Below are 23809 nucleotides of genomic sequence, written 5' to 3'. Positions count from 1 at the left end.
GGGCCGATCTTGCGGATCGCCTTCTCCGGCATCGAGACCGGTCGAGCCTCCGTCGACTCCGTCGCCGGCTGGGTGTCGGCCGTCTGCCTGCTCGGCACGCCCGTCCTCGTCCTGCTCGCGGGCCTGGTCCCCGCCCTGCGGGCCCACCGGCTGCCGGCCGCCCGGGCGATCAGCGCGGGCGGTGCCCCGCGGGCCGGGCGCGGGCTGCGCGTGCAGCGCATCCTCGGTGGCACCCGGTTGCCGCGCCCGGTCACCCTGGGCCTGGGCCAACCGTTCGCACGACCCGCCCGCACCCTGCTGACCCTGGCCGTCATCGTCCTGGGCGTCACCACGGTGACCCTGACGACCGGCCTGACGAGCACGATGGTCGCGTACGGCAACCTCGGTCGCGGGGACGGGGGCCCGGTGATCCAGGTCCAGGCGGGTGCGCCGGGCAACGAGCTGCCCCGGCCGGAGCTGAGCGACGCGCAGATCGAGGAGCGGCTGCGCGCCCTTCCCGGCGCGCGGTCCGTACGGGCCCGCGCGCTCTCCCAAGTGACCTTGGTCGGGCAGAGCCAGCCCGCCTTCGCCGACTTCTACCGCGGGGAGAGCGCCCCGTACGCCGACCGGCTCTTCAAGGGTCGGATGCCGCGAGTGGCGGGCGAGATCGTGGCTGGGCCGGCCTTCCTCACCGAGCGCGGGCTGAAGGTCGGCGACCGGGTCGTCCTGGTGCTCGGCGGCAGGCGGGCCACCACGACCGTCGTCGGGCAGCTCGTCGAGGGCGATGCCCGTGCTCTGGAGGCATCTTGGGACACCCTGGCACAGCTCGCCCCGGGTACCGGCGCCACCGAGTACAGGGTGCGGCTGGCCCCCGGCTCCGATGCCGAGGCGTACGCCACCGCCGTCGAGGCGATCGACCCCGGCCTGCGCGCGTCGGTGCCGGACTCTTCGAAGACCGCCACGGTCACCGTCGTCGGGTTCTCCTCCGTGTTCACGGTGCTCCTGACGGTCGTCGCGGCACTCGGTGTCTTCAACACCGTGCTCCTGAACGCCAGGGAGCGCCGTCGCGACCTGGGAATGCTCAAGTCGATCGGGATGACCCCGCGGCAGGTCGTGCTGATGACGGTGACCTCGGTGGCGGGCCTGGGCGCGGTGGGGGGGCTGCTCGGGATACCGCTCGGCGTCCTCGCACACCGCCTGGTGGTGGACCACGTCGGCGTGATCGCCTTCCCGGAGTCCATGAAGGACGTCTGGCAGCCACCCCAGTTGGTGGCCCTGCTGCTCGCCGGCGTGGTGATCGCCGTCCTGGGTGCGCTGGTTCCGGCCCGTTCGGCGGCCCGGATGACGATCGCGACGGTACTGCACACCGAGTAGCCCGGACCGGCCGGAGTGACCGCGCGCCCGCGTCCACCGGCGGGCGCAGCACCGGGCCTGGTCAGGCGCTCGCGTCCGCCGGCCCCGGCCCCGTGCCCGCGCCGGCCCGGGCACCGGCGCCGGGCCGCCCCTCGTTCTCCTCGACGATCCGGCCGTCGCGCAACTCCACCACGCGATCGGCGAGTTCGATCAGGGCCTGGTCGTGCGTGGCCACCAGGACGGTGACGCCCTCGCTGCGCACCACCGCGCGCAGCAGCTGCATGATCGAGCGGCCGGTCTCGGAGTCGAGCTGGCCGGTCGGCTCGTCCGCGATGATCAGGTCGGGCTCGTTGGCCAGGGCGCGGGCGACGGCGACCCGCTGCTGCTGACCGCCGGAGAGTTCGCCGGGGCGCTGTTCCATGTGTTCGGCCAGGCCGACCAGGGCGAGCAGAGTGCGGGCCCGCTCCTCGCGCTGCTTGGCCGGGACCTTTCGCATCCGCATCGGAATGCCGACGTTCTCGACGGCGGTCAGGATCGGGATCAGCCCGAAGGACTGGAACACGAAACCGATCCGGTCGCGGCGCAGCGCGAGCAGTCCGGCCTCGTCCAGCCCGGCGAGATCGGTCCCGTCGAGGGAGATCGTGCCGCCCGTCGGCGTGTCGAGGCCGCCGACCAGGTTCAGCACGGTGGTCTTGCCGGAGCCGGACCGGCCCTTGAGCGCGGTGAGTTCGCCGCGGCGAACCTCGAACGACACTCCGCGCAGCGCGTGTACGGCTCGGGGGCCGCTGCCGAAGCTGCGGCGGAGGTCGTTCACCACCACCATGGGTGCGGCGGCGCCGGTCTGATGCTGCGTCATGGTCGGGTCTCCCCCTGGATCGGCCGGGCGGACACCGTCTGAACTCCGCCGTTTCGAATTTGCTCATCTGTCGCATCAGTAGCGCAAGTCCCTTCCGATGCGCATACGAATCTGACAGCATCGTCCGTTATCCGGTACCAGAGGTCCGGATGGGGGAGGAAAACGGCACATGCTCGGCTTCGTCGTGCGCCGGTTACGGGGGCGCCTGCCGCTCGCCGCCGCCGTGCTGCTGACCGTACTGATCACCACGACCGTGCTGACCGCACTGCTCGCGTTCAACCGCGGCGTGGGCGAGGCCGGACTGCGCCGCGCGCTCCAGGGGTCGGGGCAGGCCGCCCGGGCCACCGTCCTGGTCACCGGCGAGCACCCTACGGCAGCGCGGGGCAAGGACGACGAGGCCGTACGGACCTACGTGGCCGAGGTGTTCGGCCGGCTGCCGGTCACCGTCGAGAGCGCGGCGCGCAGCCGCTCGTACGGGCTGCCGGGCTCGGCCGCCCCCGGCCGGGATGCCGACCTGACGGTGCTCGCCGCCTTCGCCCGGGACCGCGTACGGCTGCTCGCCGGGCAGTGGCCCGAGCCGGTGGCCGCTCCGGGGGGACGGGTACAGGTGGCCGTTCCGCAGGCCGCCCTGACCCGGCTCGGGCTGACGCAGGGTGCTCTCCCCGCCGAACTGCGCCTCGACGACCGGTTCGGGGGCGCCCCGCTCACCGTGACGATCACGGGCGTGTACCGGGCGGCCGACGCCGATGCGGCGTACTGGCGGCTCGACCCGCTCGGCGGACGGGAGTTCCAGCTCGCCAGCTTCGCCACGTACGGACCGCTGCTCGTGGACGACACCGTCTTCGGAGCCGGCGGGCTGGTGCAGAACAGCCGCGACTCCCTCGTCACCGCCGACTTCGCCACCGCCCGGGTCTCCGAGGTCAGGGCGATCCGCGCCCGCACCACCGGTGCCGCGGACACCCTGCGCAACTCCGCGGGGCTCAACGCCAAGACCGAACTGCCCCAACTACTCGACGAACTGGAGTCCGGGCTGCGCGTAGCCCGGTCCATCCTGCTGGTCGGCGCACTACAACTCGCCGTCCTGGCCGCAGCCGCACTGCTGCTCGTCTCCCACCTCCTGACGGCCCGCCAGGAAACCGAGCACGTGCTGCTCGCCGCCCGTGGGGCGTCCCGGCGCCGCCTCGGAGCGCTCACGGCCGCGGAAGCGATCCTGCTCGCGCTGCCCGCCGTCGTACTTCCGCCCCTGCTCACCCCTCCGCTGCTACGCCTGCTCGCCGGTTTCGGACCGCTGTCCCGGGTGCCGCTGGACACCTCCCGGTCCTGGCTGCTGTGGCCGGCCGCAGCCGGTTGCGCCCTGGTCTGCGTCCTGCTGACCACGCTGCCCGCCGTACTGCGCGGTGCCACGGCCGCGGCCCTGCGCCGCACGCGCGCACGGAGGGTGCTGGCCGCGCGCGCTACCCGCTCCGGCGCGGACCTCGCGCTGGTCGCGCTCGCCGTCCTCGCGTACCAGCAGCTGTCGCGGTACCACGACTCCGGGAACACGGCGGCCGGGTCCGGGGCCGCCGGCGCCCCGGACCCGCTCGGTGTCGACCCGGTACTGGTCGCCGCGCCGAGCCTCGCACTGTGCGCCGGCACCCTGCTCGTGCTGCGGCTGATGCCGCTCGTCGGCACCCGGCTGGGCGGGCGGATGGTGACCCGCGGGCGCGGCCTCGGCCCGGCACTGGTCGGCTGGCAGCTCGCCCGGCGGCCCGGCCGGGCCACCGGGCCGGTGCTGCTCCTCGTCCTGGCCGTATCCAGTGGTGTCCTGGCCCTCGGCCAACAGACCTCCTGGTCGGCGTCACAGCGTGACCGGGCCGACTTCACCACCGCGGGCGGACTGCGCATCTCCGGCACCGATCTGGTCGCCATGGGCCAGGGCGGCCGGTACACGGCGCTGCCCGGGGGCGACCGGGTCATCCCGGTGATCCGCAACCAGCAGGAGCTAGTGGGCGGAACCCCTGCGCAGCTGCTCGCGCTGGACGCCGCGGGAGTGGCCGAACGCGTGCCGATGCGGGCCGACTTGCGTGACGGCCGCCCGATGCGGGAGCTGTTCGCCCCTCTCGCCCCCGGCGCGGACCCGGCGCCCGGGAACCGCCCCGCGGCCGCGGGCACCACCGGCTCGGGCACCGCCAGCGCGGGCGGCATCGAACTGCCCGGAAAGCCGCTGCGGATCGACATCGACGTGGCGCTGCGCGCACAGGGGGCGACCGGGAGCCCCAGCCTCTCCCTGCTGCTGCGCGACCGGTTCGGTCTCACCTACCGGACGCCGATGGTCCGGATCCCCTCCGACGGACCGGCCACCCTCTCCGTTCCCCTCGCCACGCTGAGCGGTGCCCCGCTCGGGTCTCCCGCCGGACCGCTGAGCCTCACCGCCATGGTGGTCCGGTACGTCGCCCAGGAAACCCTCGGCCAAGTCGAGTCGGTCGCGGGCGAGTTGAGTGTCCGTCGGATCTCCGTTTCGGACAGCGGGAACGGCCCGGCCGTTCCGGTCCCCACGGCCGCGACCGCCGGCTGGAAGCTGTCGACCCCGCCCGCCAAGGCCAGCGCCGGCACCCTGGTACCCGGCTCGACCGACGGCTCGGAGCTGCTGCGGATGCAGTACCACGGCGCGTACGAGGCCACGCGCGGCGTCACCGTCGCGCTGGCCCCCGCCGGCGTACCGGCGGCGCCCGACGCGATCGCGGGCATCGCCACGCCGGGCTACCTCTCCGCGGTCGGCGCGAAGGTGGGCGACACGATCCCCGTCGAGCTCGGCGGCGCGACCGTCCGGGTGCGGGTGACCGCCGCCGTGCACTCGCTGCCCGTGGCCGGGGACACCGCACTGGCCGTCGATCTGGACGCCCTGGGCCGCAAGCTCGCCGCGGACGACGGGCGCGAGCTGCCCCCGCCCACCGAGTGGTGGCTCCCGGCAGCGTCCGCCGGCGACCCGCTCCCCGCACGGGCTGCCGCCGAACTGCGCGCCGGCACCAACCGGCAGGACGTACAGCTGCGCGAGGAAGTGGCCGCCGAACTACTCGACGATCCGCTGAGCGCGGGCCCGCAGAGCGCGCTGGCCGCCCTCGCCGTGGCCTGTACGGTCCTGGCGGCGATCGGATTCGCCGCCTCGGCCGCAGCGGCGGCGCGGGAACGGAAGCGGGAGTTCGCCGTGCTGTCGGCGCTCGGTGCGCCCCGACGCAGCCTGGCGCGCACGGCGGCTGCCGAAAGCTTCGTCCTGGTCGGCCTCGGCACCACGGTCGGTGTCGGGCTGGGCGCCGCCGTCGTGCACCTGGTGGTGCCGCTGATGGTGCTGACCTCCGCCGGCCGGCGCCCGCTGCCGCCGGCGCTGGTGGATCTGCCGGGCGGCCAGACCTTGCTGCTGGCCGCCGCGATCGCCGCGGTACCCCTGCTCTCCGCCGTGCTCGGCGGTCGACGCGATCGAGATGTGGCCGCCCGGCTGCGGTACCTGGAGGAGATATGACCAGCCCGGCCACGCCGGCCGCGGACACGGCGCCCGCTTCCCCGCCGGGTCCCCGTCCCGGCGCCGCGCCCGGAGCCACCCGTCCGGCACCCTGGGTGCGCACCCGGCTGCGCGCGGCACCCCTGACCGCGCTGCTGGCCGCCGCACTCGCCTTCGTCACCGTCCTGCTGGCCGCAGCCCTGCCGCGCGCCCTGGACCGGGGCGCCGACCAGGCCCTGCGCACCTTCCTGCACGACCGCGGCCCGAGCGCCACGAGCCTGCACGTCGCCTCCCCCGTGTCGGAGGAGGACCTCGGCCCGAGGGACCTGGACTCCGCGCTGGCCACTCTGCTCGCCCGTACCGGACCCGACTACCGCATCGCGGCGAGCGGACCGGTGCACGGCTCCATGAGCACGAAGCCGCGCGCCCTCGACAATCCCGAACTGGCCCGTCCCGAGGGCGTCCCGCCCATGCTCCACCTGATGCACCTGCGCAGAGCCGAAGAACACGTCCGGCTGGTGGAGGGGCGCTGGCCGGGCGCCGCGGCGCCCGAAGGCCCGATCCCGGTCGCCCTGTCGCAAAAGGCTGCGCAAACCCTGGGCGTCCGGGTCGGCATGGTGTTGCGGACCTCCTCCCCCGACAGCACGAGCGCCGAAGTCGTCGGCCTCTACGCCGCGAACGACGAGGCGGACGTCTACTGGACCGACCTGCCCTGCCCCACGCGCGCCTGCCAGCTCTACACCCCGAAGCTGCCGCCGCTGAGGTATTGGGAGACCGCCGCCCTCGTCGGGCCCGAAGCACTCGACCGTCTCACCTCGTGGGGCAGGGGCGCCGAGGACTTCTGGCGGCTCCCGGTGGACGTCGACGCGCTCCGGGCGGATCAACTGCCCACCGTCAGCGGCGAGATCGCCCGGTACCTGGCCGGGCAGACCGCGGCCGACCTGTCCACCGCCACGGCCCGGCCCCAGCTGCGGATCAGCTCCTCGCTGCCGACACTGTTCACCCGGGCGCGGGCCCGACAGGCGGCTGCCGCGCCGCTCACCGCCGTCGGCCCGGCAGGGGTCGCCGGCGTAGCCTTCGTGGTCTTCTGCCTCGCCGGTGCGCTCACCGCAGACCGGCGGGAGGCCGAGCTGCGCCTGCTGCGCGCCCGTGGGGGATCCCGCCGCACCCTCCTGCTCCGCTTGCTCGGCGAGGGGGCGGTCACCGTGGTGCCGGCCGCCGCGCTGGCGACCGCACTGGCCGTACTGCTGCTGCCGACCCCGCGGTGGACGGCCACCCTGCTGGCCGCGGCAGCCGCGACGCTCCTCGCATTGCTGGCGTTCCCCGTACGGGCGGCCGTGGTGCTGTCCGCTCCGCGCGGCGCGCGCCCCCGGCGCAGGCTGGTCGGCGAACTCCTCGTGCTCGCCACGACCGTCGCCGCCGTCTACGAGGTCCGCCTGCGCGGGGTCGCCCCCGCCGGGGAGGGACTGGACCCGCTGCTGGTCGCCGCCCCGCTGCTGCTCGCCCTGTGCGGCGGGCTGGTCCTGGCGCGGCTGGTGCCCGCCGTCGTCGGAGCGCTTGCCTGGCTGGCCGGCCGGCGGTCCGGGGTGATCGGCTTCCTCGGGCTGGCCCGGGCGGCACGCGGCACCGGCGGCCGGCGGCGTCCTTCGGTCCTTCCGGTGGTCGCGCTGCTGCTGGCCATCACCACGGGAGGTTTCGGGGCCGCCCTCCTCGACACCGTGGACAGTGCGAGGTTTCAGGCAGCCCGGGTGAACGTGGGCGGCGACGCGCAGATCATCGCCCCCTACGGGGAGAACCTTCCGGAGACCCTGGTCAAGGCCGCCTCGGCGCTGCCCGAGGTGCGTTTGTCCGTACCGGTCTGGGCGGACGACGCCTGGTTCCTCTCCGGCACCGCTCAGGCGTCCACCAAGGTCAAGGTGGTCGTCGCCGACCCGGTGACGTACGCGAAGCTGGCGCGGGCCGTCGGGTGGGGCGGGTTCGACCCGGCCCTGCTGGCGGGCGGCGGTGCCGGCGCGCCCGCCCCCGCCCTGCTCAGCCCCGAACTCCAACGATTGGGCGGCCCGCACGAGTTGCGCATCGGCAACTCTCCCCCGCTGGCGCTGAAGGCCGCGGGGTTCGTCGAGGGAACACCCGCCCTGCCGGGCGCAGGCGGCGCCTTCGTGGTACTGCCGGCCGGCCCGGCCACGGCGTCCGCGGTCGAGACGACGCGCCCCAACCGGTGGTTCGCGCTCGGCACCCCCGACGAGGCCGAGCTGGATGCACTGGTCCGGACGGCACGTCGGGGTCCGACCATCGAGGGCTGGGCAGTGCACACCAGCGCGGCCACGAGCGCCCAGCTGGCGAGCGATCCGCTCAAGCGCTCGGCGGGCCGGCTGTTCTGGGCGTCCGTGGCCGGGGCGGCGGGCCTCGCCCTGCTGGCCGTCCTGCTCACCATGGTGCGGGCCGCGCCCGAACGGGCCGCGCTGCTCGCGCGGTTGCGGACCATGGGCCTGCGCCCCCGGCAGGGCATCGCGATGATCCTGACGGAGGCCCTGCCGCAGGCCCTGGCCGCCGCACTGGGCGGGGCCCTGGTCGCGGCGGTCGCCGTGGCCCTGCTGGGGCCGGCCGTGGACCTGTCCGCGCTGATCGGCTCGCCCGCGCACACCGGCGTACGGCTGACCCCGTGGCCCGTGCTGACGCAGGCCCTGAGCCTGGCCGGCCTGGTCGCCGCAGCCGTGATCGCCGAGGCGGCACTGTCCGGCCGGCGCCAGATCACCACCGAGTTGAGAGCGGGAGACCAGCGTTGAACAGCGACCAGCCGACCTACGAAGAGCTGCGCCGGCGGGCCCTGGCCGCCACCGAGCCCCGGAGCCCCCGGGCGGACACGGCCATCACCTGCGACCGCCTGGTCCGGATCTTCAGCAGCGACGGCATCGAGGTGCAGGCCCTACAGGGGCTGGAGCTGACCGTCGCCCAAGGGGATCTGGTGGCTCTCGTCGGCGCCTCCGGCAGCGGAAAGTCCACCCTGCTCAACATCCTGGCGGGTCTGGACGTCCCCACGGCGGGCAGCGCGACCGTGGGCGGCTACAACCTGCTGGAGATGTCCCCGCGGGACAGCCTGCGCTACCGTCGGGAGGCGGTGGGCTTCGTGTGGCAGCAAACCGCCCGCAACCTCCTGCCCTTTCTGACGGCAGCTCAGAACATCGCGATGCCACTCCAGTTGAGGGGCGGCCCGCGGCGCGGCGCAGCGAAGCGCCATGCCGCCCGCGTCGCGGAGCTCCTCGAAACCCTGGGCATCGGCTACCTCGCGGACCGCCGGCCCACCCAGCTCTCGGGTGGCGAACAGCAGCGCGTGGCCATCGCCGTGGCAATGGCCAACAATCCGCCCGTCCTCCTCGCGGACGAGCCCACCGGCGAACTCGACTCCGAGACCGGCGCTGCGATCTTCGAGGCCTTCCGGACCGTGAACCGGGAGCTCGGCGCCACCGTGGTGATCGTGACGCACGACCCGCTCGTCGCGGGCGAGGTCCGCCGTACGGTGGCCATCCGCGACGGGCGCACCAGCAGCGAGGTGCTGCGCCGCACCGTCACGGACGAGCACGGCGCGGAATCGGTGAGCGAGCGCGAGTACGTGATGCTGGACCGGACCGGTCGGGTGCAGCTCCCGCAGAAGTTCCTGGAGGCATTGGGCATGGAACACCGGGTCGCGGTCGACCTGGCTCCGGACCACATCGAGGTGCGCCCCGACTCCACGGAGGACCCGCAGGCCTGAGCCGGAGCGAAGTGCCGCGTGCTGCGGCCCGTGAGACGCCAGGAAACGGCGAACGAACTGGTGGGCGTCACTTCCGCGGGGCGGGTGTCGTTAGGGCCTCGGGGTTGACTCTGGGGGCGAAGGGACGACGGAATGCGGCAGTTTCCTCTGGAGATGCACCACATGGCACCCGGGCAGGTCGTCGAGTGGCGGTTGCGGTGCACGGCCGGGGCGGCGGCAGACGCCGACGGCCGGGGCGATGCAGCGGGCAGGAGGGCCTCGTTCAACCAGGACAAGCACTTCACGGTCGCCGAGGAGAGCCGCGGCGCCGACGACCCCGTCGCGTCCTGGATCGCGGTCACCTTCGAGGTTGCCGGTGTCATGGACGAGCAGGCCCTGACCCATGCCCTGCTGGCCTTCGTACGCCGGCACGAGGTGCTGCGGTGCGAGTTCCGGCGCCTCGCGGGCGAGTTGGCGTGCGAACCCATCACCGCCGACCAACTCGTCCTCGACACGGTGCCCGTGGAGACGTTCGACTCCTCCGAGGCCTTGCGCGGCTTCCTCTCCGAGCGGTTCAAGCGGAACATCGACACCCTGTCCTGGCCGCTGTTCACGATGGGCGCCGTCCTGCGCGAGGACTCCTCCACCGTCTACCTGGCCTTCGACCACATCGTGTGCGACGGCCTGTCGATGCCGATCGTGGTCCACGAGGTGCAGAACGCCTACGAGGCCCTGCGCCGCGGCGAGGAGGTCGATCTGCCGCCGGCGCCGAGCTACCTCGACTTCGCCGAGGAACAGCGGCGCCGCTACCTCTCCATCGACGCCGAGGACGAGCGCCTCGGCCATTGGAAGCGGTTCATCGCGCGGGGCGGCGGCGAGTTCTTCCCGCGGTTCCCGCTCGAACTCGGAGTGGAGCCGGACCGGATGTACCCGATCGTGAACGAGGCCTCGCCGCTGCTGGACGCCGCCGAGGCCGAGGTGTTCGAGAAGGCCTGTCGGGCGGTCGACGGCAAGCCGTTCATGGGGGTACTGGCCGCCGTCGCGGTCTGTCTGCGCGAGGCGGGCGGACCGGGCGTCTACCGGGGGTTCATGCCGGTCAACGAGCGCGGCCGGGCCGGGTGGGCGAACTCGGTTGGCTGGTTCGTCAACACCATGCCCATCGAGTTCGATGCCTCGCCCGGCCGGGACTTCGCCCAGGTCATGGCCGCGGTCCGGGCCGGGTTCGGCGAGATGATGAGCCATGTCGACGTGCCGTTCGTCCGGGCCTGGGAACTGCTGGCACCGGTGGAGTTCGCCGCCCGCTCCTGGCCGTACCCGGTGAACTTCTTCTCGTACATCGACATCCGCAAGTGCCCGGGCGCCGACCGGCACGAGGAGTGGCAACCGACGTCGCACGTGTGGTCGGCGCGTGCCAACGGCGCCTGTTCGTGGTTCCAGCGGGACTCCGACGGCCTGCACATGAACTCCATCTACGTGGACACGGACGCCGCGCGTCGCACCATGGACTACTTCCAGGAGGCGCTGCGCGGGACGGTCCGGGAGATCGCCCGGCACGGGGCGTTCCGCCGGCCGATCGCGTTGGCGTCGCCGCGTCGTCCCCTCGGCGCGCCGGTCGACGCGGCCGTGCCGGCCCCTCGCTCCTGACGGCGCCGACCGCCCGCGTTCACGCGCGGGCGGCACGCCCGAGCAGCAGCGCCCGCTCCCGGGCGTTGTGGGTGAGCGAGGCCGCACGTTCGAACTCGGCCCGGGCCTCCTCCGTGCGGCCCAGCCGCTCCAGCAGGTCGCCCCGTACGCTCGGCAGCAGGTGGTAGGCGCGCAGGGCCGGTTCCTGGGCGAGGGCGTCGACCAGGGGGAGCGCCGCCTCCGGTCCTTCGGCCATCGAGACCGCGACCGCCCGGTTGAGTTCGACGACCGGCGACGGGACGAGTTCCACGAGCCGCCCGTAGAGGGTGGCGATCGTCGGCCAGTCCGTGTCCTCGTAGCGGAGCGCCTCCGCGTGGCAACCCGCGATCGCGGCCTGCACGGAGTACGGGCCGCTCCCCGCGTGCTGCATGGCCAGGGCGCCCCGGCGTATCAGCATCCGGTTCCACTTGGCCCGGTTCTGGTCGGCCAGCAGCACCGGCTCGCCGTCCGGGCCGGTACGGGCGGCGATCCGGGAGGCCTGGAACTCCAGTAGGGCCGCCAGTCCGTGCGCCTCGGGCTCCTTGGGCATCAGGGCGGCCAGTACCCGGGCCAGCCGCACGGCGTCCTCGCACAGGGCGGGGCGGACGAGGTCGTCGCCGGCGGTCGCCGCGTAGCCCTCGTTGAAGATCAGGTAGATCACTTCGAGGACGGAGGCGAGCCGCTCCTCGCGGTCGGCCCCGTACGGGACCTCGAAGGGCACGGCCGCCGCTGCCAGCGCCCGCTTCGCCCGGACGATGCGCTGGGCGACGGTCGGCTCCGTGGCGAGGAAGGCACGGGCGATCTCCTGGGTGGTCAGCCCGCCCATCAGGCGCAGGGTGAGCGCGATCCTCGCATCGGTGGCCAGCACCGGGTGGCAGGCGGTGAAGATCAACCGCAGCAGGTCGTCGTCGATGTCGTCCGGGCCGGCGGGCTCGGAGGGCGGCGGCACGTCCTCCAGGGTCCGTCCGACCTCGGCGAGCTTGCGGGCGTAGGTTTCCTTGCGGCGCACGAGGTCGATCGCCCGGTGTTTGGCGGTGGCCATGAGCCAGGCGCCCGGCCTGTCCGGGACACCCGACTCCGGCCACTGTTCGAGGGCGGCGACCAGTGCGTCCTGGGCGAGTTCCTCCGCGATGCCGACGTCGCGCACGATGCGCGCCACAGCGGCGATGATCCGCGCCGATTCGATGCGGAACACCGCTTCGACCGCCTGGGTCGTACTCACTGCCGTCACGGCCACCCATCAGAGCAGCCGTGACGGAGCAGGGCAAACGCGGCGCGGTCAGGCCTCGGCGATCTGGCGCAGCTCGGCACCGACCGTCCAGTGCTCGGGGTGGATCTCCAGGAACCGCTTGGTCCACTCCAGCGCCTCGGCCTTGTCCTTGGCCTGGAGGATGGCGTAGCCGCCGACGACCTCCTTGGTTTCGGTGAAGGGGCCGTCGGTGTAGCTCAGCTTGCCGCCGGACCAGGTGACCCGGGTGCCCTCGGAGGTGGGGAGCAGCCCGGCGGTGTCCAGCATCACTCCGGCCTTGGTGATCTCCTCCAGCAGTGCGCCCATGCGCTGCTGGAACTCCGGCGGGAAGTCAGTGTCTGCGGGAAGGCTCTGCTCGTCGATGCGGATCATGGAAAGGAAGCGCGGCACGGTGACTCCTCGGTCGGTCGGGCGGGGGCTCTCCCCGCCTCTCACCCCTACGTCGAACGGGAGACGCCCGGATCGACAGCTCCCCGGAACTTCTTCAAAGAATCTTCCGAACCCCGGCGGAATGCGGCGTGCAGCGACACTCCGCCCCTCGTGGACGCGGGCGCTCCGCGCCTCCCCGCGGGCGGGCCCCGGGCCATCGGGTTCCGTACGGCCGACCCCGGGGCGATCGGCCGGCTTCCGCTCCAGCTCCCGCTGGTCCTGTGGGCCCGGAACGTGAGCCGGAGCGCGGCCCGCTGACGCCGCGCCACCGCAGTCACGGACTGTCGCCCGCCCAGTCCCATCGGTCGGGGTCGGCCGCGCGACGGCGGTAGTGGGCGCGACCGCCGGCTCCGTAGCGTCCTATTTCCGTGGGGAGCCCGGCCTCTTCGGCGAGCTGGGGCGCGCTCCAGCCCGTGACGTCCAGGAGGAGTCCGTCCAACGGGCCGCCCACGAGCTCGCCGTAGACGTGGCCGGGGCGCGGGCCGGGGTCGGGGTCGTCGTGGTCGGCGCCGTAGACCCGGCGCCGGAGCATCCTGTCGTCCATACCGTCCAGCTTCACAGGCACCACTGACAACGGACCCGGCGACGGCCGGAGGTCGCGCCCGGCCGGTGGCGGGCACACCGGCGACGGACTCCGCGTCCGGGCGCGGATGCGGGAGCGGTGGGGCCGGGCGGCGATGATGGGGGCCGACCTTCGGATCACTCGGTACACGGAGCAGGAGCACCACCCATGGCACGTCGGGTACACCAGCCGCTGGAGAACCAGGAGTTCGACTTCATCCTCGGCATGGCCGAGGGGCCGGTTCTCGCCTACTTCATCGGAACCTGGCCCAAGGCCCTGGAGGCGTGCCGGGCGATGGACGCCCTCGTGGCCGAGGCCGCCGAGGAGTACGGCACGCGGTTGACCGCCGTGCGCACCGACATGACCCGCTGCCCCGAGCCGACCAGGCGGTTCGGCGTGACCGGCGCCCCCACCGTCGTCATCGTCCGAGGCGGCGAGGCCGTGGCCAGTCGGGCCGGCGCGATGGGCCGCACGGAGTTCCGGGAGTTCCTGGACTCCCATCTCTGAGCGGTTGCGGGCCCACCGGACCGCGCGGGCGAAAGTGGGCTATCTGGCCGAAACTGGCATAGGTTAGATAGGTGCCTAGGGCATGTAATGGGTTCCGGCAAGACGGAGCCACGGAACCATGCTTACGAGGTGCTGCATGTCAGAGACCGTTGCCTTCCCCCAGGACCGAACCTGCCCCTACCACCCGCCGGCCGCCTATGATCCCCTCCGCGAGGGCCGGCCGCTCTCCCGGGTCACCCTCTTCGACGGCCGCTCCGTGTGGGTGGTCACCGGGCACGCCGAGGCGCGCGCCCTGCTCTCCGACGGACGGCTCTCCGCCGACCGGCAGAACGACGCCTTCCCCACCCCCACCAAGCGTTTCAAGGGCCTGCAGAACCGGCGCACCGCCCTGCTCGGCGTCGACGATCCCGTGCACAACGCCCAGCGCCGGATGCTCATCCCGAGCTTCACCCTGAAGCGCACGGCCGCCCTGCGGCCGGCGATCCAGGCAACCGTGGACCGGCTGATCGACGAGATGGTCGCCGCGGGCCCGGGAGCGGAACTGGTCAACGCCTTCGCCCTGCCCGTGCCGTCGATGGTGATCTGCGCCCTGCTCGGAGTTCCCTACGAGGACCACGAGTTCTTCGAGGCGCAGTCCCGGCGGTTGCTGCGCGGGCCGGAGCTCGCCGACGTGGAGGACGCCCGGGACCGCATCAACGGCTACTTGGCCGATCTGATCGCACGCAAACGGACGCACCCGGGTGACGGGCTACTCGACGAGCTCGTCGAACGGCGCCTGAAGACGGGCGAGACCGATGTCGAGGAGCTGGTCTCACTGGCCGCGATCCTGCTGATCGCGGGCCACGAGACCACGGCGAACATGATCTCGCTCGGCACGTTCACCCTGCTGCGCCACCCGGAGCAGCTGGCCGAACTACGGGCCGACCCGTCGCTGATCTCGGCGGCCGTGGAGGAGCTGATGCGTTTCCTGTCCATCGCGGACGGGATGCTGCGGGTGGCCACCGAAGACATCGAGATCGGCGGGGTGACGGTCCGTGCGGACGACGGGGTGGTCTTCTCCACCTCGGTCATCAACCGGGACGCGACGGTGTTCGAGGAACCTGATGCGCTGGACTGGCACCGGCCCACCCGGCACCACGTCGCCTTCGGCTTCGGCGTCCACCAGTGCCTCGGGCAGAACCTGGCCCGCGCGGAGATGGAGATCGCCCTGGGCACGCTTTTCGAGCGACTGCCCGGGCTCCGGCTGGCCGCCGAGCCGGACCGGATCCCGTTCCGGCCCGGGGACACCATCCAGGGCATGGTCGAGCTCCCCGTGGCATGGTGAGGTACATGTCGCCACGACGCATCGACATCGACACGTCCGTCTGCATCGGCGCCGGCCAGTGCGCCCTGACCGCTCCCGACGTCTTCACCCAGGACGACGACGGCTTCAGCCAGGTGCTCCCGGGCCGGGAGGACGGCAGCGGCAGCCCGCTGCTGCGCGAGGCCGCGCGCGCCTGCCCGGTCTCGGCCATCACCATCCAGGAGCCGTAACCCTCCGCGGGGTCCCGTACGGCTCAGAGCAGGGCGACGGCCTGCCGCTCCAGTGCCAGCGAGCGGTCCACCAGGTCGGCGCACGCGTCGAAGAGGGCCCGCCGCCCCCGGGCGTCGGTGCCCGGGTCGGCCGTACGGGCCGCGTCCGCCAGCCCCGACCAGTGCCGGGCGGAGTCCCGCAGGAGCGCGGCCGCCTCCGGCCGCCCGGCGAGGTCGAGGAAATCGGCGTACAGCGGCCGGGTGGCACCGGGAGCGGTCCACTCCTCCTCCAGGCAGGCGTACAGCCGTCCGGTGCCGATGGAGAAGGCTTCCGGGCTGCCGAACCGGTGCTCCCAACCCGACTCGGTGCCGGTGTCGCGCAACTGGGCGGCGAGCTTCGCCATGCCGGCGAACCCGAAGTTCACGTCGAAGGCGTTGCCCAGCACCGGTCCGGTGAGCCGGGCGGCGGTGGTGTGGACCGCCTCCTCGATGTCCGGCGCTGCGGTGGCCGGACCGGTGGGCACCACCATCTGGTGGTGGCCCGTCCGGTGCCCGGTCCAGGCGGCGCCGAACTCCTCCCGGCCGATCCGGTACGGGGCCTCGGCTCCGTCCTCCACGTACAGGGTCTCGCCCTCGACCCCCTCGTAGCCCACCACGAGCACGGTGTACTGGTCGGCGCCGGCCGGCTCCGGGACCCCCCGGTGCCAGGGCAGCCGGGACCGGTCGACGGTGCAGAAGACCGGACGCCCGTCGTCGAGGGCCGCGCAGACCCGGGCCCAGCGGGGTTTGGCGCTGCGCGTGGCCTCGTACGGGACGTGCAGCCGGCCGAGCGCCGTCTGCACCCAGGGGTGGGGGTGCGCCTGGGCGACGATCGTCGGCACCGGCGGCCGGCCCGCGTGCTCGAAGACGAAGTACATGAAGCCGATCCCGCCCGCGAGGCCGGCGACCAGCACTTCTTCGTGCACGCTCCCGAGTGCATGGCGGATGAGCGAACTCTCGCGGTGGCGGCCTGTGCCGAAGTCCTCGTGGACGAGCGGGGTCATCCGGCCAGCCTAGTGCTGTGACCGGCAGGGTTCACCGGCCCTAGTCGCGCCCGGGCCGGCGGCCGTCCGAGCCCGGCCCTGCACCGGGCGGGGTCCCGGCCCGCGCCGTGACGGCCGTGAGCCCCACCGGTCCGGCCGGCGGGGCTCATGTCACGGGCCTTGCTCGCGAAGCGGCGTTATCGGGTGACCACCCGCTCCGCCTGCGGACCCTTGGGGCCCTGGGTGACGTCGTACTCGACCTTCTGGCCTTCCTGCAGCTCCTTGAAGCCGGTGGTCTGGATGGCGGAGAAGTGCACGAACACGTCGGGGCCGCCGTCGTCCTGCTGGATGAAGCCGAACCCCTTCTCGGAGTTGAACCACTTCACGGTGCCTGTAGCCATCTGTGCTGATCCTTCACAACGTTCCACGCGGGCGGCACGTGCGGTGCAGCCGTCTCGATCCTGCCCGTCCGTCACTCACGCCACACCCCGGGCGGGGCCAACCGGGGAGTGTTCGAACGCCTGGCCGGGGGCGGGCTCGGTGCCGCGGGAAGGGCGCGGATGCTCATGCACCCGCCGTCCGCAGCGGGCGACAGCGCGGCGGATCAAGGCCGACGGGCTACTGCGGCGGCCCGTCGGCGCCCGCTGATCCAGCAGCCGAGGCCGAGCCGGCTGCCGGGGGTCCGGGGCGCGCAGCCCGCGAGGTCGGCTGCGGTGCAGCCCGGCGTGGCCCAGGGTGGTGCCGGCCCGGCCGGCGCCGGGTGCGGGCGGGGCAGCTCGGCCCCCGTTGCTCCGTAGCCCCGATGGTAAAATTCCTCTTTTCACGTCTCACGGAAGGTTCTGCATGAAGAACCCGTCAGCTCACGGGCGTTTCGGCATCAAGGCCGGAGCCAAGGCAGGCCACAAGGGCGGTGCGAAGGCAGCCGGCAAGGCGCCCCGGAGCACCGGCCTCCAGGGCGAGTTCGCCATGCCCGAGACGATCGAGCCGGCACTGCCGCCGGTGGAGTCGTTCTCCGAGCTCGACCTGCCTCGTGAGCTGGTGAAGACGATGACCGACCTGGGGGTGAACCAGCCGTTCCCCATCCAGGCGGCCACGCTCCCCAATTCCCTGGCCGGCCGGGACATCCTCGGCCGCGGGCGGACCGGATCCGGCAAGACCCTGGCCTTCGGCCTGGCCCTGCTGGCGCGGACGGCGGGTCGCACGGCGGACCCGAAGCGCCCGCTGGCGCTGGTCCTCGTACCGACGCGCGAGCTGGCCCAGCAGGTGACCGAGGCGCTGACCCCGTACGCCGCGGCATTGAACCTGCGCATGGCCACGGTGGTCGGCGGGCTGTCGATCGGCAAGCAGGTGAGCGCCCTGCGCACCGGCGCCGAGGTGGTGGTGGCCACCCCCGGACGCCTGAGCGACCTGGTCGGACGGCGTGACGTCCACCTGGAGCGGGTGAAGATCACGGTCCTCGACGAGGCCGACCAGATGTGCGACATGGGCTTCATGCCGCAGGTCACCGAGATCCTGGACCAGGTGCACCACGCCGGACAGCGGATGCTGTTCTCGGCCACCTTGGACCGCAACGTGGACCAGCTGGTGCGGAGCTACCTGAAGGACCCGGTGTCCCACTCCGTCGACCCGTCGGCGGCCACGGTGAGCACGATGGACCACCACGTGCTGCACATCCACGCCGCCGACAAGTACTCGACGGCCACGGAGATCGCGGCGCGCGAGGGCCGGGTGCTGATGTTCCTGGACACCAAGCACGGCGTGGACCAGTTCGTGAAGCACCTGAGGGCCATGGGCGTACGGGCGGAGGGGCTGCACAGCGGAAAGTCGCAGCCGCAGCGGACGCGGACGTTGGCGCAGTTCAAGAGCGGGGCCGTCACGGTCCTCGTCGCGACGAACGTCGCCGCGCGCGGCATCCACATCGACGACCTCGACCTCGTCGTGAACGTGGACCCGCCGGCCGACCACAAGGACTACCTGCACCGGGGCGGCCGGACCGCCCGCGCGGGCGAGTCCGGCAAGGTCGTCACCCTGGTCACCCCGAACCAGCGTCGGGACATGGTCCGGCTGATGTCCGACGCCCGGATCCGGCCGACCACCACGCAGGTGCGTTCCGGCGAGGCGGCGCTGAGCCGGATCACCGGAGCCAAGACCCCGTCCGGCGTCCCGCTGTCGGGCGCCGAGCCGACCGACGCGAAGGGCCGGCCCTCGGGGTCCGACCTCGGCTTCCGCGGCATCGGCACCCGCCCGGGCCGACCGGGGGCGGGCAAGGAGTCCCGCAAGACCGCGGAGGCCCGGCAGCTCGCCGAGGCACGCCGAGCGGCCCGCGTGCGCCGCGGCGGCTGACGCCGCGGCGCACTGCGGTTCAGCCGCGCCGGCGGCGCCGCCAGGCCACGATCGCGCGGGTGAGGACCGGTGGCAGCAGGTCCTTGGCCAGCCTGCGCCAGGTGGTGCCGATCCGCGGGCGGGGTCCGGGCAGGTGCGCGGGCGCCGCGACGGACGGCGCCGCCGGGTGCAGCGGCTCGGGGAGCGCCGGCGGGACGGCTCCCTCGTCGCCGATGCGGACCAGCGTCTGACCGGCCACGAGGTCCACGCCGTGCCACAGGTCCGTCCGGCCCTCCAGCCACGTGAGCAGTTCTGCCTGCCATGGCGCCGGGTCGTCCCAGGTGGCGTACAGCTTGGACGCCGACACGCAGATCAGGTGCAGCTCGCCGGTGGCCACCGCTCCCCACACCGCGGCGGCGACGCCGGGGCAGTGTGCGGCGCGGTAGTCGTCGAAGACGACCACGGCGCCCGGAGCCGCCACGAGGCGCGAGGACTCGATGTCCTGGGCGACGTGCTCGTAGAGGTGGGAGGCGTCGACGTGGATGAAGCGGCAGCTGGCCGGGCGCACCTGATCGGCGACGACGAAGGTCGGGGCCTGGATGACCGTGGGCAGCTCCTCGCGGAAGGCGAGGTAGTTCGTCTCGAAGCCGCGGCGGGTGAGCGTGGGGTAGGAACCCTGCATCTCCGCGAGGTTGGAATCGTCCGGCGCGGGCGAATCGAAGAGGTCGCAGACCGTGAACTCCTCGCCCTCCTGGAGGTACCCCCCGAGGAAGATCGCGCTCTTCCCCATGTACGCGCCGAGTTCGAGAAGATCACCCGCCTTCTCCTCTGCACGGTTCCCGCGCGTCAGGAACCAGTCGAAGAGCACTTGGTCACAGACCGAGAACCACCCCTTGACCTGGCTGTACGTGGAGGGGACGGGCAGGGCCGGCTCGCCGTCGGGGGTGGTGACGGGAGCATGAGAAACGTGCGACACGGAGAGCAGCCTCCAGCGGAACGGCATCGGATCAACGCTGATACCCGGCCAGGTAGGCAGACCATAGACCCTCGAACGGCCGTATGACGAGACTCTTTGGCATTGCGACGGAACCACAGCCGCCGTTTCTCCGTCTTGATCTCTTAAGCCCCTTTCCTTCCTCCCCGCTCCCGGCCGCGCCGGGCCGGTCCCGTGGCGGGACGGGGCGCGCGGCTCCTCAGCCCGTCATGTTCCGGCGGTAGAGGCGCTGCGCGGCGGTGTTGCGGACGCGCCGGGTGCGGGCCGTGGTGGCGAGCAGGCCGAGGGCCTCGTACGAGGTCGGCAACTGGACGGCGGTGCGCTGGCACCAGTCGGAGGCGGCGGTGAGGTCCGCGGCCGACCAGGGCTCTCCGTGGGCGATCGCCTTGAGCAGGCTCCACTCGCGCACCCGGCGGGCCGGGAAGGCGCGGGATCCGATCGCGGCCGCCATCGCGCCGGCCCAGTTGGGGAACCGACCGTCGGCCAGCAGTTGGGCGGCGCGGCGGTCGAGGTGGGTGACCACCGCACTCTCGGCCATCACCAGGTCGGGATCGCACAGCACGGCGGCCACCGCGTCCGCCTCGATCTCGACGGCCGCACCGGACGCGGCGGCGAGGTCGTCGAGGTGACGGGCGTAGCGCCAGTGGTCGGGTGCGGTCGTCGTGCCCTCGGCCCGGCCCTCCGGGCCGCCTCCCTGGCGTATCTGTTTCTCGCTTCTCCGCATGCGATCCATTCCACACGACCGCCGTGAGCGGCCGGTGCCCAGGGTCGCGTCAGCCGGCTCTCGACGGCCCGGCCGGCAGCAGCAGGGCCTCCGAACCGACCGGGCGGAAGCCGGCGGCCTGGAAGGCGCGGACGCTCCGGGCGTTGCCCGTGGCCTGCTGGGACCAGACCGGTCGGCCGTCGGGGACGAGGTGACGGGCGGCGCGGGCCAGGTCCCGCCCCAGCCCCTGGTGGCGGACGGCTTCGTCCACCTCGATCGCCGTCTCCCAGCGGCCGGCCACGCCGCGGCCGAGGACGACCACTCCGCCGTCGGCCGCCCAGACGCGTACGTCGTCACGACGGCCCAGGGCGCGGCGGACCCGGGGGTGGTCCGGGTCGTCGATCTCGCGCAGCTCCAGCGGGGGGTCGCCGGGCAGCGGCCCGGCGACGGTGAGCAGGTCGATGGTGTCGGTGGTGCGCCCGGTACGGTCCAGCAGGGCGGCGAGGAACCGCGGGTTCATCGTGGCCGCCAGGGCGTCACAGTCCAGGGCGGCGAGGGCGGCGTGCACCCACTGCGGGTCCTCGTCGGTGAACACCACCGAGTGTGCGGTGAACGCGATGACACCCGCATCGCGCGGACCCGACTGCGGCACCACGGTCGTTCCGCCGTCGGGCGGCGGGAACTGCCCGCCGGCCACCGCGTCCAGGATCTCCTCCAGGGTCTGTCCCACGTCCGTCACACCTGCTCGAAGCGGACGCGTTCGGCAGCCCCGAGGGTGCGCCCGGCCCCACGCCCGGTACCCCTGGCGACGACGCGGTGGTGTTCGAGTGCCATGTCAACGCTCCTGATCCTGTGGTCGTTACACATGATCTCAGGCGCGATGTACGGCTGTTCGGCGGGGCGGGCCGGGAGCCGACCGCCCGCCGGCCCAGCGGGACTCAGCCCTCGTGGGTCTCGTACCCGCCGTACCCCTGGTCCAGGTCGTGTCCCGGCTCGGGCAGCGCGGCCCCGGTCTCCAGCAGGGTCTTGAGACTGGAGGCGAGCATCGGCCAGGCGCGGCCACACATCCCGATGAGGGTGCCGCCGGGTTCGAAGCCCTCGTGGAGGACGGTCAGCCGCGCGAGGGTGTCCCCGACGGGCTCGATCTCGTACGTCACCTTCGTGCGCCGTTCCTCGGCCAGCTCGGCCCGCAGCTCCTCGCTGACCCCGACCGCCGCCGCCCACTGCGGGGTGAAGCTGTGCCAGGTGTACGAGAGCCTGCGGTCCGGGATGCAGTCGAGGACCACCTGCTCGGGATCACTGGTCCGGGCCCCGCGCTCCACCCACTCCATCCTCGATCCCACTGCCCAGTCGGTCTCGAAGCTCAGACCCCAGTACCTCCGGGTGAAGGCCGGTTCGGTGAGTGCCTGCCAGACCCTCGCGGGATCGGCCTGGATGTAAAGGGTGTAGGTGATCGCGCTGTCGCTCATGCCCCCATGCTGCGGGACGGGGTCCCGCGGATGCCGGATTTCCCCGACCGCGGCGGCAACCACCGCCCCGGCCGACCTGCCCGCCCACCCGGACGCCCCTGGGGGCGGGTCCGCCCCGCCCGGACGACGCGTCGTACTGCCCCGGCGGCCTCCCGACGGCCCGGCCGGCGGGTCAGTAGACGTGCAGGGCGACGGCGCACAGGCCGCGGCCGGACGCGGCTGCCGTCCGCCAAACCCGGAGGGGGCCGTCGATGACCCGCTCGTCACGGGCGCCGTAGTCGAGCCAGTCCCGTTCGGCGACGCGGGCCCGTTCCCCGGGGGTGAAGGTCAGGGCCCGCTCCACGTCCGGCAGCGTCCGGCGGACCTCGGTGGCGCTGAGGAGCACGTTGCCGCACCAGCCGGGCAGCAGGGCCGCGCGGTCCGGACCGATGGCATGGAACAGGGCGGCCACCGCGTAGTCCTTGCTGTGTACCGAGACGAACATGTCCGCGCGGTCCGGCTCGGGCTCCCAGATGTTCTCCATGACGTGGAAGCCGGGATCGGTGATCCCGTTGCAGACGTCGTCGACGTGCTCGCCGGGCCGGGTCAGGCTCCAGAACGCGTCGATCGCCCCGCCGTGAGACGTGTCCGCGTACCAGGTGCGGTGGTCCGGCAGCGGTGCGCGCCGCCAGGCCGCCCAGCGGCGGCGGGCCGCCGGATCCGTGCGGTCGGCTTCGAGGGCCGGCGCGAGGCGGGGTGCGAGGTGCGCGATGACGTGGTCGCGGTGGCTGCTGATAGACCAGACACTGGTGATTCCCATGACGTTCACGCTAGGGGGCTCCCCTGACAACGCCCTGCACGCTCACCACTGGACGCCCGACTCGGGGACTTCGGTGAGCGGCGTACGGGGCGGGGTAGGAAGGGTGAGTCGGGTGCGGGCCGCCGCGTGCACCGTGGCGACTTCGGCGTGGCCGGCCGGGCCCCAGTCGGTGAGCTCACGGACCTGGTCGGGAGTGGCGAGCAGGCGCGCGTACGCCGGGTCCGCGACCGGCGGGAGAGCGGTGAGGCGGGCTGCGATGCGGGGGTGGGCGGCCCGGTCGACGTAGCGGTAGCCGAGCGGGACGGCGCCGGCGACGGGGGACGCGGCCCCGGGCGGGAGGTGGACGGCGCCGGTGGCGCGGGAGACGAGCACCAGGGCCCTGCCGTCGGGGGCGAACAGCCAGGCCGAGGTCGCCCGTACGGGTACCTGCGCGGGCACCGGACCGTGATGCCAGGTGCCGTGGTGCGGGGCGCGGCGGGTGCGCAGGACCCCGAGCCGGTCCAGAGCGGTGGGGGTGGTGGGACGGCCGTCCTCCAGCAGCGCCGGGCCGCCGCCGTTGATGCGGGCGCGCAGCGCCGACAGGGCGCGCCGGGCGTCACCCGGGTCCATCAGGGCGGGCAGGTCGGCCGGTTCGGCGAAGTGGATTCCGGTGATCTCCTGTGCGGGGAGGCGGATCGCCTCGATCCGGTCCGGCGTCCAGGTGCCGCCGTCGTACACGTGCAGGATCTCCCCCGGGAAGCGCATCTCGGGCGGGATGCCGGGGGTGTCCGCCGGAATCCAGTCCACTGCGAGGCCGCGCTGATAGCTGCCCTCCACACCGAGCTCCTCGCGCATCTCGCGGGCCGCCGCGGCGGACGGTGCCTCGCCGGCGTCCACTGCACCGCCGGGCAGCAGTCGGTCGGCGCGGTAGTCGACGCTCTGGAGGAGGATCCGGCCGTCGGTGTCGGTGACGAGGACGACGGCTCCGGTCCAGAGGGCGGCGCGCGAAGCCCCGTACTCCTGCGGGGTCATCCACGTGCCCGACCCGCCGCCGGCATCGTCGGTCACGGCCTCGTCGGTCAGCTGCGGCATCGGAACTCCGTTCACCGTGGGGGGAACCCTCCGCCTGTGCAACAGCGCGCACGGTCCGCGGGTTACGGCGACCGCACGCCCGGAGGGAGGGCCGGCAGCATGCGGTGTGCGCCCT

21 protein-coding genes are annotated in these 23809 nt (G+C 73.4%); 9 read left to right on the top strand and 12 right to left on the bottom strand.

Translation table 11 applies throughout. The features are described 5' to 3' along the window. Positions 1–9 precede the first annotated feature (9 nt). Complete coding sequence (locus ABZZ20_RS02285; RefSeq protein ID WP_356865797.1) at positions 10–1353, top strand: ABC transporter permease; 1344 nt, start codon at positions 10–12, stop codon at positions 1351–1353. A gap of 61 nt (positions 1354–1414) precedes the next feature. Here ABZZ20_RS02285 and ABZZ20_RS02280 read toward each other — a convergent pair whose 3' ends face one another. Then, entirely contained in the window at positions 1415–2188 is a 774-nt protein-coding gene (locus tag ABZZ20_RS02280; protein WP_356865795.1) for an ABC transporter ATP-binding protein, read from the bottom strand. A 169-nt stretch (positions 2189–2357) separates the two neighbouring features. On the opposite strand from ABZZ20_RS02280, the gene ABZZ20_RS02275 reads away from it, so the two are divergent. The 4 genes from ABZZ20_RS02275 to ABZZ20_RS02260 all read left to right on the top strand — a co-directional run bounded on the left by ABZZ20_RS02275 (position 2358) and on the right by ABZZ20_RS02260 (position 11037). Next, positions 2358–5684 carry an ABC transporter permease gene (locus ABZZ20_RS02275; RefSeq protein WP_356865793.1) on the top strand — a complete coding sequence of 1109 codons (3327 nt, stop codon included), beginning with the start codon at positions 2358–2360 and terminating at the stop codon, positions 5682–5684. After that, the gene (locus ABZZ20_RS02270) at positions 5681–8449 is read left to right on the top strand and encodes a hypothetical protein (RefSeq protein WP_356865791.1); all 2769 of its coding nucleotides are present in this window, start codon (positions 5681–5683) and stop codon (positions 8447–8449) included. The genes ABZZ20_RS02275 and ABZZ20_RS02270 overlap by 4 nt, the downstream gene beginning before the upstream one ends. 41 nt (positions 8450–8490) lie before the next feature. After that, a complete protein-coding gene (locus tag ABZZ20_RS02265; protein WP_356866139.1) occupies positions 8491–9414 on the top strand; it encodes an ABC transporter ATP-binding protein in 924 nt (307 codons plus the stop codon). A 132-nt stretch (positions 9415–9546) separates the two neighbouring features. Then, a complete protein-coding gene (locus ABZZ20_RS02260; RefSeq protein WP_356865790.1) occupies positions 9547–11037 on the top strand; it encodes a condensation domain-containing protein in 1491 nt (496 codons plus the stop codon). Positions 11038–11056: 19 nt separating this feature from the next. On the opposite strand, the gene ABZZ20_RS02255 is transcribed toward ABZZ20_RS02260, so the two are convergent. The 3 genes from ABZZ20_RS02255 to ABZZ20_RS02245 all read right to left on the bottom strand — a co-directional run bounded on the left by ABZZ20_RS02255 (position 11057) and on the right by ABZZ20_RS02245 (position 13277). After that, positions 11057–12277 (bottom strand): RNA polymerase sigma factor, encoded by a 1221-nt coding sequence (locus ABZZ20_RS02255; RefSeq protein ID WP_356865788.1) that lies wholly within the window; start codon positions 12275–12277, stop codon positions 11057–11059. A 57-nt stretch (positions 12278–12334) separates the two neighbouring features. Further along, a complete protein-coding gene (locus tag ABZZ20_RS02250; protein ID WP_356865786.1) occupies positions 12335–12694 on the bottom strand; it encodes a YciI family protein in 360 nt (119 codons plus the stop codon). A 313-nt stretch (positions 12695–13007) separates the two neighbouring features. Next, positions 13008–13277, bottom strand: coding sequence for a hypothetical protein (locus ABZZ20_RS02245; protein ID WP_356865784.1), 270 nt, complete (start codon positions 13275–13277; stop codon positions 13008–13010). Between the two features lie 186 nt (positions 13278–13463). Here ABZZ20_RS02245 and ABZZ20_RS02240 point away from each other — a divergent pair, with 186 nt between their 5' ends. The 3 genes from ABZZ20_RS02240 (at position 13464) to ABZZ20_RS02230 (ending at position 15335) form a co-directional block, all read left to right on the top strand. Further along, complete coding sequence (locus tag ABZZ20_RS02240; protein ID WP_356865782.1) at positions 13464–13802, top strand: thioredoxin domain-containing protein; 339 nt, start codon at positions 13464–13466, stop codon at positions 13800–13802. Positions 13803–13938: 136 nt separating this feature from the next. Further along, complete coding sequence (locus tag ABZZ20_RS02235; RefSeq protein WP_356865780.1) at positions 13939–15126, top strand: cytochrome P450; 1188 nt, start codon at positions 13939–13941, stop codon at positions 15124–15126. A 5-nt stretch (positions 15127–15131) separates the two neighbouring features. Beyond that, entirely contained in the window at positions 15132–15335 is a 204-nt protein-coding gene (locus tag ABZZ20_RS02230; RefSeq protein WP_356865778.1) for a ferredoxin, read from the top strand. Between the two features lie 23 nt (positions 15336–15358). On the opposite strand, the gene ABZZ20_RS02225 is transcribed toward ABZZ20_RS02230, so the two are convergent. Next, complete coding sequence (locus ABZZ20_RS02225) at positions 15359–16357, bottom strand: BtrH N-terminal domain-containing protein (protein ID WP_356865776.1); 999 nt, start codon at positions 16355–16357, stop codon at positions 15359–15361. 176 nt (positions 16358–16533) lie between these two features. Then, positions 16534–16737, bottom strand: a complete 204-nt coding sequence (locus ABZZ20_RS02220; protein ID WP_356865774.1) for a cold-shock protein — start codon at positions 16735–16737, stop codon at positions 16534–16536. 565 nt (positions 16738–17302) lie between these two features. On the opposite strand from ABZZ20_RS02220, the gene ABZZ20_RS02215 reads away from it, so the two are divergent. Continuing rightward, complete coding sequence (locus ABZZ20_RS02215) at positions 17303–18679, top strand: DEAD/DEAH box helicase (protein WP_356866138.1); 1377 nt, start codon at positions 17303–17305, stop codon at positions 18677–18679. A gap of 19 nt (positions 18680–18698) precedes the next feature. Here ABZZ20_RS02215 and ABZZ20_RS02210 read toward each other — a convergent pair whose 3' ends face one another. The 6 genes from ABZZ20_RS02210 to ABZZ20_RS02185 form a co-directional block, all read right to left on the bottom strand. Further along, positions 18699–19583: a class I SAM-dependent methyltransferase gene (locus ABZZ20_RS02210; RefSeq protein WP_356866136.1), complete on the bottom strand. Its 885-nt coding sequence runs from the start codon at positions 19581–19583 to the stop codon at positions 18699–18701. Between the two features lie 268 nt (positions 19584–19851). After that, positions 19852–20376, bottom strand: coding sequence for a hypothetical protein (locus ABZZ20_RS02205; protein WP_356865773.1), 525 nt, complete (start codon positions 20374–20376; stop codon positions 19852–19854). Between the two features lie 49 nt (positions 20377–20425). Further along, positions 20426–21085, bottom strand: a complete 660-nt coding sequence (locus ABZZ20_RS02200; RefSeq protein WP_356865771.1) for a GNAT family N-acetyltransferase — start codon at positions 21083–21085, stop codon at positions 20426–20428. Between the two features lie 208 nt (positions 21086–21293). Continuing rightward, complete coding sequence (locus ABZZ20_RS02195; protein WP_356865769.1) at positions 21294–21824, bottom strand: SRPBCC family protein; 531 nt, start codon at positions 21822–21824, stop codon at positions 21294–21296. A gap of 172 nt (positions 21825–21996) precedes the next feature. After that, positions 21997–22623: a hypothetical protein gene (locus ABZZ20_RS02190; protein WP_356865767.1), complete on the bottom strand. Its 627-nt coding sequence runs from the start codon at positions 22621–22623 to the stop codon at positions 21997–21999. 42 nt (positions 22624–22665) lie between these two features. After that, the gene (locus ABZZ20_RS02185; RefSeq protein WP_356865765.1) at positions 22666–23694 is read right to left on the bottom strand and encodes an NUDIX domain-containing protein; all 1029 of its coding nucleotides are present in this window, start codon (positions 23692–23694) and stop codon (positions 22666–22668) included. Between the last annotated feature and the right edge of the window lie 115 nt (positions 23695–23809).

It is taken from the genome of Streptomyces sp. NPDC006430 (assembly GCF_040612395.1).
Classification (GTDB): domain Bacteria; phylum Actinomycetota; class Actinomycetes; order Streptomycetales; family Streptomycetaceae; genus Streptomyces.
Note: the sequence above shows the minus strand (reverse complement) of the source record. Positions and strands in the feature narration are given on the sequence as shown.

Excerpts from the sequence above, each read along its gene's own strand:
- ABZZ20_RS02270 (WP_356865791.1), top strand. The coding sequence starts at position 5,681 with ATGACCAGCCCGGCCACGCCGGCCGCGGACACGGCGCCCGCTTCCCCG.
- ABZZ20_RS02245 (WP_356865784.1), bottom strand. The coding sequence starts at position 13,277 with ATGGACGACAGGATGCTCCGGCGCCGGGTCTACGGCGCCGACCACGAC.
- ABZZ20_RS02230 (WP_356865778.1), top strand. The coding sequence starts at position 15,132 with ATGTCGCCACGACGCATCGACATCGACACGTCCGTCTGCATCGGCGCC.
- ABZZ20_RS02275 (WP_356865793.1), top strand. The coding sequence starts at position 2,358 with ATGCTCGGCTTCGTCGTGCGCCGGTTACGGGGGCGCCTGCCGCTCGCC.
- ABZZ20_RS02205 (WP_356865773.1), bottom strand. The coding sequence starts at position 20,376 with ATGCGGAGAAGCGAGAAACAGATACGCCAGGGAGGCGGCCCGGAGGGC.
- ABZZ20_RS02235 (WP_356865780.1), top strand. The coding sequence starts at position 13,939 with ATGTCAGAGACCGTTGCCTTCCCCCAGGACCGAACCTGCCCCTACCAC.
- ABZZ20_RS02280 (WP_356865795.1), bottom strand. The coding sequence starts at position 2,188 with ATGACGCAGCATCAGACCGGCGCCGCCGCACCCATGGTGGTGGTGAAC.
- ABZZ20_RS02240 (WP_356865782.1), top strand. The coding sequence starts at position 13,464 with ATGGCACGTCGGGTACACCAGCCGCTGGAGAACCAGGAGTTCGACTTC.
- ABZZ20_RS02195 (WP_356865769.1), bottom strand. The coding sequence starts at position 21,824 with ATGAGCGACAGCGCGATCACCTACACCCTTTACATCCAGGCCGATCCC.
- ABZZ20_RS02215 (WP_356866138.1), top strand. The coding sequence starts at position 17,303 with ATGCCCGAGACGATCGAGCCGGCACTGCCGCCGGTGGAGTCGTTCTCC.
- ABZZ20_RS02220 (WP_356865774.1), bottom strand. The coding sequence starts at position 16,737 with ATGGCTACAGGCACCGTGAAGTGGTTCAACTCCGAGAAGGGGTTCGGC.
- ABZZ20_RS02190 (WP_356865767.1), bottom strand. The coding sequence starts at position 22,623 with ATGGGAATCACCAGTGTCTGGTCTATCAGCAGCCACCGCGACCACGTC.
- ABZZ20_RS02185 (WP_356865765.1), bottom strand. The coding sequence starts at position 23,694 with ATGCCGCAGCTGACCGACGAGGCCGTGACCGACGATGCCGGCGGCGGG.
- ABZZ20_RS02260 (WP_356865790.1), top strand. The coding sequence starts at position 9,547 with ATGCGGCAGTTTCCTCTGGAGATGCACCACATGGCACCCGGGCAGGTC.
- ABZZ20_RS02225 (WP_356865776.1), bottom strand. The coding sequence starts at position 16,357 with ATGACCCCGCTCGTCCACGAGGACTTCGGCACAGGCCGCCACCGCGAG.